At 42.0% G+C, this 16,010-nt stretch carries 9 protein-coding genes; all 9 read left to right on the top strand.

All coding sequences use genetic code 11. The annotated features are described in order from the left end of the window. Position 1 precedes the first annotated feature (1 nt). The 9 genes from uvrA (at position 2) to WC848_00550 (ending at position 16,008) form a co-directional block, all read left to right on the top strand. Complete coding sequence (gene uvrA, locus WC848_00590; GenBank protein MFA5961162.1) at positions 2–2,809, top strand: excinuclease ABC subunit UvrA; 2,808 nt, start codon at positions 2–4, stop codon at positions 2,807–2,809. 118 nt (positions 2,810–2,927) lie between these two features. Beyond that, positions 2,928–3,920 carry a hypothetical protein gene (locus WC848_00585; GenBank protein ID MFA5961161.1) on the top strand — a complete coding sequence of 331 codons (993 nt, stop codon included), beginning with the start codon at positions 2,928–2,930 and terminating at the stop codon, positions 3,918–3,920. A gap of 114 nt (positions 3,921–4,034) precedes the next feature. Then, the gene (groL, locus tag WC848_00580; protein ID MFA5961160.1) at positions 4,035–5,711 is read left to right on the top strand and encodes a chaperonin GroEL; all 1,677 of its coding nucleotides are present in this window, start codon (positions 4,035–4,037) and stop codon (positions 5,709–5,711) included. Between the two features lie 374 nt (positions 5,712–6,085). Continuing rightward, positions 6,086–7,942 (top strand): right-handed parallel beta-helix repeat-containing protein, encoded by a 1,857-nt coding sequence (locus tag WC848_00575; protein MFA5961159.1) that lies wholly within the window; start codon positions 6,086–6,088, stop codon positions 7,940–7,942. A gap of 27 nt (positions 7,943–7,969) precedes the next feature. Then, entirely contained in the window at positions 7,970–9,622 is a 1,653-nt protein-coding gene (locus WC848_00570; protein MFA5961158.1) for a hypothetical protein, read from the top strand. Between the two features lie 97 nt (positions 9,623–9,719). After that, complete coding sequence (locus WC848_00565; protein MFA5961157.1) at positions 9,720–10,901, top strand: ATP-binding protein; 1,182 nt, start codon at positions 9,720–9,722, stop codon at positions 10,899–10,901. A gap of 10 nt (positions 10,902–10,911) precedes the next feature. Continuing rightward, complete coding sequence (locus WC848_00560; GenBank protein ID MFA5961156.1) at positions 10,912–12,504, top strand: right-handed parallel beta-helix repeat-containing protein; 1,593 nt, start codon at positions 10,912–10,914, stop codon at positions 12,502–12,504. A 20-nt stretch (positions 12,505–12,524) separates the two neighbouring features. After that, positions 12,525–14,387 carry a hypothetical protein gene (locus tag WC848_00555; GenBank protein ID MFA5961155.1) on the top strand — a complete coding sequence of 621 codons (1,863 nt, stop codon included), beginning with the start codon at positions 12,525–12,527 and terminating at the stop codon, positions 14,385–14,387. Positions 14,388–14,415: 28 nt separating this feature from the next. Then, positions 14,416–16,008 (top strand): right-handed parallel beta-helix repeat-containing protein, encoded by a 1,593-nt coding sequence (locus tag WC848_00550; protein MFA5961154.1) that lies wholly within the window; start codon positions 14,416–14,418, stop codon positions 16,006–16,008. Positions 16,009–16,010: the final 2 nt, after the last annotated feature.

The following is a 16,010-nucleotide window of genomic DNA, read 5'->3' as shown; positions in this document are numbered from 1 at the left end:
TATGTCAAAAAACAAACCCAAAGATCGGAGCAAAATCATTGTCCGCGGAGCGCGGGTGAATAATTTGAAAAATATTGATGTGGAAATTCCGCGGGATAAGCTGGTGGTCATTACCGGACTCTCTGGCAGTGGAAAATCTTCTTTGGCGTTTGATGCGATTTATGCGGAAGGCAATCGGCGCTATCTCGAGGGCATGTCGAGTTATGCGACACAGTTTCTGGATGTGTCGGCTAAACCGGATGTGGACAAGATTGAAAATCTGACGCCAACTATCTCGATCGATCAAAAAAGTATCGCGCGCAGTCCGCGTTCGACGGTGGGGACGCTCACAGAGATCTATGATTATCTGCGTGTGCTTTATGCTAAGGCCGGAGCGCCGCATTGTCCGCACTGCAAGACGCCGTTGGAAAAAATTTCTAATGCCGAAGTATTGGAGGACATTCTTGATTCGCCGGAAAAGACTAATATTGCAATTCTCGCTAAGCTGAATGGTAAAGATCAGAGCTTGAAAGAGCGGCTCAAAAGTGTCAGTCAATTGGGTTATGCGCGGATTCGATTTCGAGGAAAAATCGTGTCGCTGACCGAGGCACTGTCGCAGAACGAATTGGAAGCAGACGAAACGTGTAGCGCAGAAATTGTAATTGATCGCATCGTGCTTAATAAGAAAAATCCTGATCGAGAACGGATCTTAGATTCGATTGAAACGGCTTTTAAATTGGGCAAAGGTGCTGCCGTGGTTGTTAAAGATAATGAGACAGAAAAAATTTATAACCGTGATTTTGTCTGCAAGAAATGTTTTTTTGAAGTGGCGGACATTACACCGAAACATTTTTCTTTCAATAGTCCCGAGGGCGCCTGCCAACATTGTTCAGGATTGGGTGTGATTAAGGAAATCGATGAAGATTTGCTCATTCCTAATAAAAATCTCACACTGGCTGAAGGTGCGATTTTGTCGTGGAACAAATCCGGCGGACGCTCAAGCGTGCTGACGAGCGGGAATAACATTTTGCAAATGCTGGGAGAGAAATATGGATTTTCTGTCGATATTCCGGTGAAAAAAATCAGTCGGGAACATTTGAATATCGTGCTCTATGGATCCAATGACCCGAAGATCATTTTCGAAGGCGTCATCCCGACGATGAAAAAGAAATATGAAGAACTGAATTCCAACTATCTGAGAAGCGAGATTGAAAAATATATGATTGAGAAAGTTTGCCCGCTTTGTTTGGGCAAGCGTCTGCGCGGGGAGTATCTTTCAGTGCTCGTGGCGGACAAATCAATTGATCAGGTTGTGGATATGCCACTGGTTGATTTTTCGCAATTCTTGGAAGCGCTGGAAAAAATCAACATCAGCTCAGCGAAGAAAAATATTATTTTACCATTGGTCAAGGAAATGAAAGCGCGCAGTGCCGCACTCCAAAATGTGGGATTGGGTTATCTCTCACTTTCGCGCTCGGCTAATTCGATTTCTGGCGGAGAAGGACAGCGGATTCGCTTGGCGACGCAGATTGGCTCAGAACTCTCCGGCATCACCTATGTCTTAGACGAACCATCGATCGGATTGCATAATCGTGATACGGAAAAATTAATTGCGACGATGGAAGAATTGCGTGAAGCGGGTAATTCTTTGATTACCGTGGAGCACGACGAACAGATCATTCGGGCAGCAGATTGGATTATTGATATGGGGCCAGGGGCTGGCGAAGAAGGTGGCGAGGTGATTTTTTCTGGTGACCTCGCGACGCTGCTCAAATCTAAAACCGTGACCGCGCAGTACCTGAACGGAAAAAGACAGGTCGGGGATAAGAAAAAAGCGCGCAAGGGTTCGGGCAAATTTATCAAGATTCAGGGAGCGACAGAGCATAATTTGAAAGATATTGATGTGAGCTTACCTTTGGGAAAATTTATTTCGCTTACCGGCGTTTCCGGTTCGGGCAAATCAACTTTAGTTTCAGACATTTTGTCCAAAGCTTTGGCTAAACATTTTTTCAATACCAAAGAAGCTCCTGGACAGCACAAAAAAATTAGCGGAATGGAAAACATCGACAAGGTGATCAGTATCAATCAAGCACCGATCGGTCGCACCCCGCGCTCGAACGCCGCAACTTACACCGGAGTTTTTTCGCTCATCCGTGAGCTGTTTGCCGAAACAGAGGAGGCACAGACGCGTGGGTATGATGCTAGCCGTTTCAGTTTCAATATGAAGGGCGGACGTTGTGAGGATTGCCAAGGTGAGGGCAAGAAAAAAATCGAGATGCACCTCTTGCCGGATGTCTATGTGCCGTGTGAAACGTGTAATGGCGCGAAGTATAATCAGCGGACTCTTGAGATTGAATACCGCGGAGTGAATATTGCGCAAGTACTTGATATGAGCGTGAGCTATGCTCTGGCGTTTTTCAAAAACTCCAAACTAGTGACAGATAAATTATCCACGCTGGAAAAAGTCGGCTTGGGTTATTTAAAATTAGGACAAAGCGCCGTTGATCTTTCTGGTGGTGAGGCGCAGCGGATCAAATTGGCCACGGAGCTGGCACGTCGAGCAACGGGAAAAACTTTGTACATCTTAGATGAACCAACGATTGGACTGCACTTTGAAGATATCCGCAAACTCCTGGGTGTTTTGGACGCACTGGTCGACAAAGGTAATACAGTTTTAGTCGTTGAACATAATGTGGATGTGATCCGCAATTCTGATTGGGTGATCGATCTGGGTCCGGAAGGCGGATCGGGCGGAGGAGAAATTGTGTTTGAAGGCTCACCAGCGGAACTGAAAAAATGCAAAAAAAGTTGGACGGGGAAATACCTTTAGGGAAATTTCTAATTTCTAATTTCCAATTTCTAAACAATGACCAATGAATTAATTTCTAAATTCAAAAATTATAACATTGAAAATTGTTTGAAAATTGAAAATTAGAAATTGAAAATTAATGTCTGATAGTCTTTCCCAAAACATTCTCGCCACTATTTGCTACTATGACGTCTTGGATTATCCTTTGACGGTTTTTGAGTTGTGGAAATATTTGATCAGTGATCCTGCCTATGCCTCCTCATCCGCTAAAGCTGCGGTGGACAAAAATGCTACGGCAAGCAAGCAAGAAAAAAAGAAAATATTAATTATAGATATCATTAATGAATTAGAAAGTGAAGCGTTGAAAAAGCAAATCGAAACTTTTCGTGGGTATTATTTTTTGCCTGGGCGAAAAGATTTGGTGGCGCAAAGAATCGAGAGGAATAAGATTTCGGAAGAGAAATACAAAATTGTTCGGCGCGTAATTAAGCTTTTGCGCTTTGTGCCATTTATCCGAATGATTGCCGTGACAGGTCGTATGGCAATGAAAAATGCCGAGGAGAAGAGTGATTTGGACTTGATGATTATTTTGGAAAAAGGTCATATTTTTACAGGAAGATTTTTGACAGTAGCTTTTCTTTCTGTTCTTGGCATAAGAAGGCACGGAGAAAAGATAAAAAATAAGATTTGTCTCAATCATTTTTTATCTACGGATTTTTCTGTATCAATAAAGGATCTTTTTTCCGCCCATGAATATGTGTTTATGGTACCAATTTTTGGGCTTAATTTTTATCATGAATTTTTAGAAAAAAACAAATGGATAGAGGAGATTCGTCCAAACTTCAGCGATAGGTTGGCAAACATGAAAGAAATAAGAGACAGTCAATTTTCAAAAACAGTAAGAGAAAATTTGGAAAAGATTTTTGCCCCAAGAATTATTGAAAACAATCTGCGAGAATTTCAAACAGCTAAAATAAAGGCTAATCCAAAAACAAAAAAAATAGGCGGAGTGATAATTTATGCAGACGAAGAACTGGCTTTTTGGCCTAATTTTGAAAAACAAGGCCCGAGAGTATTTGAGGAATTTAAGGCAAGGGTAGAAAAAATAGCAGAAGCAACGATAAATTATTAGGCGCGCGCGGGGTTGCTTGACTAAATTTTCAGATTTTGTCAAAATAGACTATGTTAGCACTCTAGTATTGTGATTGCTAAAATAGCTTAATTCATTAATATTCTAAATAAATTTATGAGCAAAATTATCAAGTTTGATGAAGACGCAAGGAAAAAAATCAAGGCGGGGATTGACAAAGTGGCGGACGCGATTAAAATCACGATTGGACCAAGAGGGCGGAATGTGATTTTGGATAGAGGTTTTGGGTCGCCGGTCATCACCAATGACGGAGTTTCCATTGCCAAGGAAATCGAGCTGGAGGATAAGTTTGAAAACATCGGAGCTGATTTGATCAAGGAAGTCGCGAACAAAACTAATGACACGGCCGGCGACGGTACGACCACGGCGACAGTTCTTGCGCAAGCGATCGTGCGGGAAGGTTCAAAACTGGTGGCGACTGGGATGAATCCGATCAGTATCCGGCGGGGGATTGAAGACGCGAAAAATGATGTCGTGGCGGAGCTGAAAAAAACAGCCAAGGCCGTCACTTCCAAGGAAGAAATTGCTCAAGTAGCGACGATTTCCGCGGAAAGTGTCGAGATGGGGAAAATGATTTCTGAGGTGATTTCGCAGGTCGGAAAAGACGGCGTGGTGACGGTGGAAGAATCACAGACATTTGGCTTGGAAAAAGAATTGGTGGAAGGCATGAATTTTGACAAGGGCTACATCTCACCATATATGCTCACTAACAATGAATCGCTGAAAGCGGAGATGAAAGAGGCCTATATCATTATCACGGACAAAAAGATTTCTACTATTGCGGAAATTTTGCCGATCTTGGAAAAGATCACAGCCGGTGGAAAAAAAGACATTGTAATTATCGCGGAAGACGTCGATGGCGAGGCACTGACGACTTTGGTTGTGAATAAGTTGCGAGGGACTTTGAATGTGCTCGCAGTAAAAGCGCCGGAATTTGGGGATAATAAAAAAGCCATTCTGGAAGACATTGCCATCATCACTGGAGGTAAAGTGATTTCTGATGAAACCGGAATGAAAATGGAAAATGTGGAACTTTCGATGCTTGGGCAAGCTTCCAAGGTTATCGCGACGAAAGATGTAACGACGATTGTCGGTGGCAAGGGTAAGAAAAAAGATATTGATGCGCGCGAAGCGCAGATTAAAAAGCAACTATCAGCCAGCGACAGCAAATGGGACAAAGAAAAATTGCAAAAACGGCTCGCTAAGATTTCCGGCGGTGTGGCGGTCATTAAAGTTGGCGCGGCGACCGAAACAGAATTGACCTATATGAAACACAAAATGGAAGACGCCCTGGCGGCAACCCGCGCGGCCTATGCCGAGGGGATTGTGGCGGGCGGGGGTGTGGCGCTCTTGCGAGTAGCGGCGAACTTGTCCGCAAAAGCCGAAAGCGCTCTGGCGGGAAATAAATTCAAGGATCTGGAATATGGTGTGGGCTACAAACTGCTTTTGCGCGCCTTAGAAGAACCGGCCAAACAAATCGTGGCTAACGGCGGACAGAAAGATCCTGGCGTGGTTGTTTATGAAATTACTAAGAATAAATCAGTCAATTTCGGATTTGATGCCAGCACAGGTGAATTTGTCCCGGATATGCTGAAAAGCGGGATTATCGATCCGATGAAAGTGACGCGAGCAGCGCTGGAAAATGCCGTGAGTATCGCGGCAATTTTCCTTACTACTCAAGCGGCAGTCGCTGATAAGCCGGAGAAAAAAGAAGCGGGAGCAGGCGGCGGAATGGGAATGCCGGGAATGGGAGGGATGGGTGGGATGATGTAGGAATAAAAGAAACAGGAAGCAAGAAATAAAAAACAAAAGGGACGCTTGCAAGTGGCGTCTTTTTTTGTAATGCTAAGGGCTAATTTCAAAATCAAAATGTTAAATTTCCAACCAAATCTAAAGCTCAAATTACAAAAGAAGCTGTTTAATTTGAAATTTGGCATTTGAAATTAATTTGACGCTGGAAATTAGGATTTTGAAATTATACTAATTTTTTTCTTTGTGGGTAGAATAGTCTAGGTTTATTTTTCACCTGTTTCATGCTAAAATAAGGATATTCCCAGGAAGTTTTTTTAGGGTGCGTTGTATTAAAAATGAAAATAACTAAATTAAAAATTTTCGTCTTTCTAATTTTGTTTTGCGGAATCTTTGGAATGGCAAGAAATTCAGAGGCTGCGACTTACTACGTCAAAAACGGAGGCAATGATAGTCTTTCTGGATTGGATGATGCCAGCGCTTGGGAGACGATTGCCAAAGTTCAATTGACAGTCACTAGCGGGGACATGGTGTATTTTAATTCCGGCGATATTTGGGAATTTTCAACGGCCCCATTTTTGACTGCCGAGAGAGGGGTTTCTTATATTGGAAATGAGTGGCCATCCGCTGGCGTCAAGGCAGAATTAAAGGGTATAACTGGCCTTGAGGCGGACACGCATCGCTTAGTCGTTATCAATGAAAGTGATGTGGTTTTCAAGGGATTTGAGGTAGATGGTAGTTCAATGGGGACCGGTGGTGGCCTTTATGTTGGATATGGAGCCGGAAAGGCCATCGACAATATTACAGTTAAGGACTGTTATATTCATCACACAGGCAATCCGAATCTTGTCGGAGGTAATCACAGCATTACTGATCCTAATATTCTTAATGAAACTTGGCAACCTAACTGGCAATATGGACTTTATGCTGCTGGTGGCGATGATAATATCACACATACTAATTTTAATATAATCAATAATGAAGTTGCCTATACCTATCATGAAGGTGTTGCTATTTACACAGCATGGGTAAGAACGAACCCGAGAGTTGATGGTGTGTCAGTGCGGGGAAATAATGTTCATGATTGCGGTACTAGGCCGACCTATACCAATGCTAACGGCACATATGGCAATGGCGGAGTAGGAGTGCTTGTCGCTAACAATGCAGATAATGTCACTGTTGAATTTAATAGTATCCGTGATAATGGCATGACGGGAATCTGGGAGCGGACATCGCCGGAAGCTGCGGCCGGATCACCAGATAATTTGATAATTAGAAATAATCTGATTTATGAAAATACGGGAAGTGGTTTTTCTACGCAGATAGGCCTGGTGCACTCACTTAATGCTAATATTTATAGCAACATATTTTACAATAATGCCGGCATCGATTTGGAAGTTAGTAATGGCGAATACGAAGCAAGTACGTTTGATATTTATAACAACACTATTTACAATACCGTATCAGCCACAAGTTATGGGATTGTGTCTTTTTTCCAATACTCTAACGCTATGGCGAACTACCCTATAGTTAATTTTAAAAATAATATTATTTATAGTAATAATGCTATTGGAGTTTATGATCATCTTACTAAAATTACAGCTCACTCCAATAATCTTATTTACAGAGCATCAGGATCGACTGGGGCTGCCATTTCTAATATGAGCTACGCGGAGGTTATTCCAGAGACGGAAGTAACTGTTTCTAACGATGCAACATATACATATTTTACCAAATCAGGCGGTACGGACTGGACAACTATTTTTACACATTATAACTTTTTTAAATGGTCTGGCTTTACCACGCCGGCACTTAATAATATTGTGTTTATGGTTGATGCGGTGACGGAAAATCAGCTGAGAGTTGCAAAAACTTCAATACCCTATACGGATATTAATATTGTGACTGGAGTAAAGGGGACGATGACTAATTTTAATCGTTCAGCCGTCGCTACCTGGGAACCAACCGCCCAAAACACCGACCCTGAGTTCACCGTCGGCACCCTTCCCACCGGTTTCACCGGCACCTACGGCATCAATCTGCTACCCAACACTAATTATTTCGCCACCACCACAGGACCAACCATTGATACTGGAGCGACTCTCGGCAGTCCATTTAACAGCTCCATCAACAGCGCCGGACTGGCTTCGCCATTCTTGCGTCCCCAAGGCGGAGCCTATGATATTGGAGCCTATGAATTGCAAGGAGCGGACACGGTTCCACCCAGTGTGCCTGGTGGACTGGCAGTGGAATAATTTGAAATTTAAAATTTTTAATTTGAAATGAAAATTAAATTTAAAATTTTTAATGCAATCTTTTTTAACTTAATTATATTTTGCAGCTTCTTTGGCATGGTCAAGAATTCTGAGGCTGCCACCTACTATGTCAAAAACGGAGGTAATGATTCTTTTTCTGGATTGGATGATGCCAATGCTTGGGCGACGATTGCTAAAGTTAGCTCTTCTGCTACGAGTGGCGATACTGTGTATTTTCGATCGCAGGATACGTGGACAGGGGCAGCAACTGTTTTAACTGCGGTGTCCGGGGTAACATATATTGGCAATGAATATGGCTCTGGCGCAAAAGCCACGCTGAGAGCAACAAGCTCATCCGCTGATAATATGGCGGTTGTTAAAATAAACGTATCTAATGTTGTTTTTCGTGGATTTGATGTAGATGGGAATGATCAGATATTATGCATTTTTGCCATCGGACAGGGAGCTCCTGTGAGTTTTGGTAATATAGTTGTTGATTCTTGTGATGTGCATAATAGCTTAGTCCCTACCGGCCATTGGGCTTATGGTTTTTATGTCGGAGGGATCAGCGCGAATGATGTTGTTGTTAGCGATGTATTAATTACTGATACAAAGGTGTACAGCACGGGTCATGAGGGGTTTGCATTATATAATTCTTGGAACAGGACAGGCTGTAGGATTAATAGAATAACAGTCAGAAATTGCGAAGTATACGATGTTGGTCGTGGCGATGGTATCACTTATGCTTCTGGATTTGACCAAGGTTTTTATATCATGAACAGATCAGATAATATTACAATTGAGTACTCGAATATACATGATAATGGTACGGGCATTATAGTTGGAACATCTAATTATGACACTTCCGAATCAGTATCAAATCTAATTGTGCGCTATAATATGATTTATAATAATAGATTCGGGTTGTCTTATCGCACCGGGGATGCGGGACTGGAAGGTTCGACAGGTGCATATTATGGTAATTTATTCTTTGATACTGGTGTTGGATGGAGTGGCAGTGGTGCATGTCATGATATTGATATTCCTAATGGTGATTATAGCGGATCAGTATTCAGTTATTATAATAATACTATCTACAGCACTAACAATCCGTGCGTGTATAAGCAACCAGTTGTGGCTTGCGAGTATACTTCCTGCGATATCGCAGGAACTCCAATCCCTGTGTTTAATTTTAAAAATAACGCGATTTACACGAGTAACTGGGAAGGAATCGCAGAATGTCGTGGGAGTGATGATTTTACTTGCCCTGGTAATTTCCTGACACATTCAAACAATCTAATTTTTCGGTCATCCGGTTCAAGTGATAATCACGTTACCACATTTGCAAGCACTGTGAATTATAACCGTTCAGGCGTTTTGACTTGGGAACCCACCGCCCAAACCACCGACCCCGCATTCACTGGCGGCACCCTCCCCACCGGATTCACCGGCACCTACGGTACCGATATGCTTCCTAATACAGATTATTTTAAAATTACAACTGGCAACGCTCTCGATACTGGCGCCACCCTTGGGAGTCCCTACAACAGTTCCATCAACAGCGCCGGACTGGAGACTTCCTTTCTACGTCCAGTTGGCACATATGATATCGGCGCCTATGAATATCAAGGCACGGAGATAACTCCGCCAGCTTCGCCTAGCGGACTGTCTGTAGAATAAAAGGCTTAAAATAGCCATGCTACAGTAGCAGTTGACAAATATTGATACTAAATGTAATATTATATATATAGTTTAGTAATTATTAATGTAAAAATCTATGTTTTTAGAGCGCAAAATTTATCCCGAACTGAAAAAACATCTCAAATCAAGGCAAATAACCGTGATTACCGGTATGCGCCGAACAGGAAAGACCACACTGCTCAATCAATTGCTGGAAGACATTCCTTCAAAAAATAAACTCTATCTCGATTTGGAGCGAGTGGATAATCGGGCGCTGTTTAATCAAAAAAATTATGACAACATTCTCAAGGAACTTGCCAGCAAGGGGTTGTCAATGTCTGATCGTATGTATTTGGCAATAGACGAAATTCAAATGTTTCCAGCGATCGCTAGTATTCTGAAATATTTATACGATACTTTTGATGTGAAGTTTATCGTAACCGGATCGAGTTCCTATTATCTGAAAAATCTTTTCAGTGAATCACTGGCTGGGCGCAAAAAAATATTCGAAATCTATCCCTTGGATTTTGGAGAATATTTGGTTTTTCATAAGGTTTTCTATCTTAAAGCTGAGAAATGGCAGGAAAAAAAGGCCAATCCGATTGAGCATGAACGAGTAAGAAGTTACTATGAAAATTATGTTGAATTTGGCGGTTTTCCCGAAGTGGTTTTGGCCGATACAGAGGAAGAAAAGAAGGATTTGCTTAGAGATATCATTAGCTCATATCTCAACATCGACATTAAATTTTTGGCTGATTTTAGGAACGAACAGAATATCTATAATTTGTTAAAAATGTTAGCCGGTCGCGTTGGAACAAAACTGGATTATTCCAAGTTAGCACGTCTTTCCAATCTCTCTCGTCCAACAGTAGTCAGCTATTTGGATCTTTTCGAAAAAACTTATTTAATCCAGAGAGTCCCGATTTATACAAAAAGTTTCGATCGAGAAATTGTGAAAGCTCAAAAGATTTATTTTTGCGACAATGGCCTGGCGGGAATCCTAGCGGATCTGAATGGCGGTTCAAAATTTGAAAATGCTATTTTCAATCAATTGCGCCAGCAGGGCAAGTTGCAATATTATTCTCTCAAAAACGGTCGGGAGATTGATTTTGTACTTGATGAAAAAGTTGGATTGGAAGTAAAAGAAACACCAATTGAAACTGACAAAAAGAAACTGGAAAATTTAGCTCGGACTGCCGGGCTGAAAAAGTACCGGCTGATTGGTCGGCAGATTGTGCCGAACTTCTTCGACTATATCTGGGGCGGGGAGATTCGGTAAGAATAAAAAAATGCAAAAACACTCCGAAAAATTGCTTTGCTCATCCGGGGCAAGCAAGTTTAAATTCAAAATTATTTTTTTGGTAATTATATTTTGTGGTTTTTTTGGCTTGAGTGCCAAAGCCAGCGCCGCCACCTATTATGTCAAAAACGGAGGCAATGATTCTCTTTCCGGGTTGGATGATGCTAATGCTTGGGAGACGATTGACAAAGTTAGCTCCTCTGCTACGAGTGGCGATACTGTGTATTTTCGATCGCAGGATACGTGGACAGGAGCAGACCCCGTGCTTAATTGTACGGAGGGGGTGATTTATGACGGGGCGACATACGGATCTGGAACAAGAGCGAAATTACAAGCCACGTCCCGAGTCGCTGGTTATGGCGTGGTGCAAATTTACACAAGCAATGTCACTTTTAGGGGGTTTTTGGTTGATAGCAATGAGCTATCTCTCGGTGGTGTGTATATTGGCGGGACTAGCCCAACTCCGTCGGGGGACATTACCGATATCACTGTGGATTATTGTGAGATTATTAATGGCATCACGACAGACAGTCCTAATCCATCCTACTACTATGCAATTCTTGTGGGAGCGCGCGGAAGTCATACAACTAGCAACGTGACGGTGACTAATAATATAGTTCATGAAGCGGGGCATGAAGGTATTGCTGTTTATCCAAATTGGGGTGTCGCTGGCAATAGAGTTAATATGGCGCTTGTTCGAGGAAATACCGTGTATGATGTTGGGCAGGCTGGTGGCAGTACTCATCCTATTGATATCGGTAATGATTCGGACAATATAACCATTGAGTACAATACTGTAAGCGGTTCAGCTATAGCTGTTTTGAATTACGGCCCAGACTATACCGGACCAGATGAGTACCCGGATAATTTTATTATAAGGCATAATCTTATGCAGGGGACTGGTTTTTCTACGAGCGGTTATTTTGACTTCCCTCACTTTTATGGTTCTGGCGCATTCTATGGCAATATACTTATTGATGCTTCTATTGCATTGAGTGGCATAGATTATCATGACAAATCAATTAAGATGTATAACAATACAATTTACTCTCCTGGTAGCACGAGTATGTTTGGTTGCGCTGGAATTTATGAAGGAGGTAGTAATGCTTCCGGCATAGAGTTCCGAAATAATATTTATTATTGCGATTTGGCAGCTCGTTGTTTTTATGATTATGGCGCACAACTAACAACATCCCAACATACCAATAATATTTATTACAGACCTTCAGCGGGTGCATTAGCTTGGACTCAAAATAGTACATATACAAGTGCTAATATCGGCGATTGGGAACCCACCGCCCAAAACACCGACCCGCAATTCACCGGCGGTACCCTCCCCACCGGATTTACTGGTACCTACGGATCAAATATGCTACCCAACACTAATTATTTTGCCACCACCGCAGGGCCAACTATCAATACCGGCGCAACCCTCGGCAGTCCTTTCAATAGCTCCATCAATAGTGCCGGATTAGCTTCTCCCTTTCTACGTCCAGTCGGCGCTTATGACATTGGGGCTTATGAATACCAAGGAGCTGATACAACAGCACCTGGGGCACCGAGCGGACTGGCGGTGGAATAATTTTCAATTTGAAATTTAAAATGAAGCTCAAAATCCAAAACTCAAAACTAAAAATCTTTTTCCTGGTAATTATATTTTGTGCAGTTTTTGGTGTGAGTGCAAAAGCTAGTGCCTCTACCTACTACGTCAAAAACGGAGGCAATGATAGCCTTTCGGGGTTGGATGATGCCAATGCTTGGGAGACGATTGCTAAAGTTCAATCTTCCGTGACGAGTGGGGATACGGTTTATTTTCGCAGTCAGGATACGTGGACATCTTCATCAACTGTGGTACCACTATTAAGAGCTACAGAAGGCGTAACTTACGATGGCTCTGCTTATGGCAGTGGCACAAGAGCTGTATTGCAGGCCAGCACTGGATTTACTGGAGATGCTACCAATGAGTTGGTTGAAATTAACGTAAGCGATGTTTCATTTAATAATTTTTCCATTGATGGAAATCAAATAAATACGACCGGAATATCTGTTGGCTATAGTGCAAGTCTGATTGCACCTATTTCAAATATTATTATTGAAAATTGCAAGGTCTTTGATTTAGGAAACCCAGCTAATTTATCAGCTGAATGGATGTATGGAATATTAATAAGTTCTCGGACTGATGGTATAATCAACACAGACATCAGCATTCTAGACAGCGAAGTTTATAGTAATTATCATGAGGGTATTGCTATATATCCCAGTTGGAATTCCACCGGAAATGGTGTTGACAGGGTGCTAATTAGGAATTGTAAGGTACATGATAATGGGACCGATGTCCTTGGAACGGGTGTTGGGATGGGCATAGCAATAAATAATAATTCTGATAATGTGACGGTTGAATATTGTGCCTTGTTTGGACAAGCAGATGGTATCAGCATACGAACTTCGCCCGATGGAGGGGTGGGTAATGGCGGACCTAATAATATGCTTGTCAGATATAATGAACTTTATGACAATGATTCAGGAATTCTCATCCAAGATAATTATAGTCAGATTTTGAGTGGGTCATTTTATGGAAATATTATTTATAACAACTCTCCTGGCATATCAGTGTCTAATGCTAACTACTCATCAAGCGTTTTTAGTTTTTATAATAACACTATTTATAATGATGGTAGCTATGGCACGGGTATGGCTGTTGCAGAATACGGAGGAAATATTTTTGGAACGCCAGTATTTAATTTTAAAAATAATATAATTTATACTTCCGATAGCTATGCCGTAGATGATCGCCATCATTGGCTCACTCATTCTAGCAATTTAATTTATCGTTCTGACGGTTCTTCTTTGGCGGTCATTAGGGATGCTGCATACGATAGTATCCCAATTTCTTCGACTGTGGTTACGGTATCCATCGTGGGGGATTATATGTATTTTACCAAAGTTGGCGGAGGTGATTGGACCAGTTTGTTTAGTGTTGGTAATTTTGTGAAATGGACAGGATTTAGCTCACCCGATCTCAATGGTTCTTTATTTTATATCTATGAAGTTTCAGCAAATTATCTCAAAGTCTATCGCGATGAAGGTGGCAATATGTATTCAGATGTGAATACGGTAGCTGGTGAGAAGTGGGTGGCTAGTACCTATGATCGATCAGTCACTACAGTCTGGGAACCCACCGCCCAAAACACCGACCCACAATTTACCGGCGGAACTTTGCCAACTGGATTCTCCGGCACTTATGGAGCCAACATAGTGCCCAACACCGACTATTTCAAAATAACTTCCGGCAATGCCCTCAACAACGGTGCCACACTTGGCAGTCCCTATGACGGCAACATCAACACGGCCGGTACTGACAATCCAATTGCTAGATTAGCTGGAGCTTATGATATTGGCGCCTATGAATATCAAGGAGCGGATACAACCGCGCCCGGAGCGCCGAGCGGACTGGCCGTAGAATAATTTAAAATTTTTTAATTTGAATTTTGAAATGAAAACTAGATTCCTAAATTTTAATTTAATCCTTTTTGGCCTAATTATCTTTAGTGGGATTTTCGTTTTGAGTACAAGTGCCAGTGCCGCCACCTATTACGTCAAAAACGGAGGCAATGATAGTCTTTCGGGATTGGATGATGCGAATGCTTGGGAGACGATTGCTAAAGTAGAGGCGACAGTGACCAGCGGGGATATGGTTTATTTTCGTTCGCAAGATGTGTGGGAATCCAGTATTACTTCCGGAGTCGTGTTGCATGCTACTAGCGGTGTTATTTATGACGGAGCTACTTATGGATTAGGAACAAGAGCTAAATTTAAATCAAATGCTGTCTCTTCGTATAACAATTGGAGTACTGCCGACCTAAATGAAAGTAACATTATTTTTAGAGGGTTTGATATAGATTCTAATGATCAAACTTCGCTTGATGGTATCGGGATAGGCTATGTTGCTGACAAAGACATCTCAGGTATTACCGTTGATAATTGTACGGTGCACAATACAGGCAGATATGGAATTATCGTCTCCAATAGTGGAGGACATAAAACTAGTAATGTGCAAATATTAAACACTGAAACATATGATTGTCTCTATGCTACCGGGATAGATGTTTATGCTAGTTGGAATACGCCAGGTAACCAAAACGAAACTGTTTTAGTAAGAAATTGCATATCGCACAATAATTTAGAAGGTTTCTCTATCGTTAATGATTCAAAAAATGTTACGCTCGAATATAACAGGGCGTATGATAATATTCATGATGGAATTTTGGTAAGAACCTCGCCTGATTATGAAGGCGGGGAAAATGTTTTTTCCGCCCCGATAAACATGATTGTTAGATATAATGTTATATACAATAATGCTGATACGGGTATCCGCATATATAGCCCATCTGCACTTACTATGTCAGGTGCTTTCTATGGAAACTTACTTTACGAAAATGGTCAACCGAGCATTGGGGACTGTGCTGAGTTTTCTGTCATAAGTAGCAATGCCACGGATGATGCTTTTGGGGCTGGCACTGTCTTTGATATTTACAATAATACTTTTTATTCCCTGACTAAGGCCTGTACGAATTCAGCTCGTCTTGTTAATTTAGGCTTGTGGGCTAATCTAGAAGGTGCAGAAGTAAATTTTAAGAATAATATCTTGTATGCCGGTAATTTTACAGAGCTTTTCATCGATGGAGCGCCAGTTGTGAATCATTCTAATAATTTATTTTATTCCACAACTCTTGGTCGAACGTTAGTTAAAACGGAAACTACCGACTATACCTCAACTGCGGTCAATACCTGGGAACCCACCGCCCAAAACACCGACCCGCAATTTAACGGCGGCACGCTTCCTACCGGTTTCACTGGCATCTACGGCACAGACATGCTTCCCAACACCAATTATTTCGCCACCACATCCGGCCCCACCATCAACAACGGTGCCACACTTGGCAGTCCCTATGACGGCAACATCAACACGGCCGGTACTGACAATCCAATTGCTAGATTAGCTGGAGCTTATGATATTGGGGCTTATGAATATCAAGGAGCGGATATAACTGCGCCGAATGCGCCGAGTGGACTAAGTGTAGATTAAAA

Source organism: Parcubacteria group bacterium (assembly GCA_041659505.1).
In the GTDB taxonomy this organism is placed as follows: domain Bacteria; phylum Patescibacteriota; class Minisyncoccia; order Moranbacterales; family UBA2206; genus UBA9630.
This window is presented reverse-complemented; position numbering and strand designations above follow the sequence as displayed.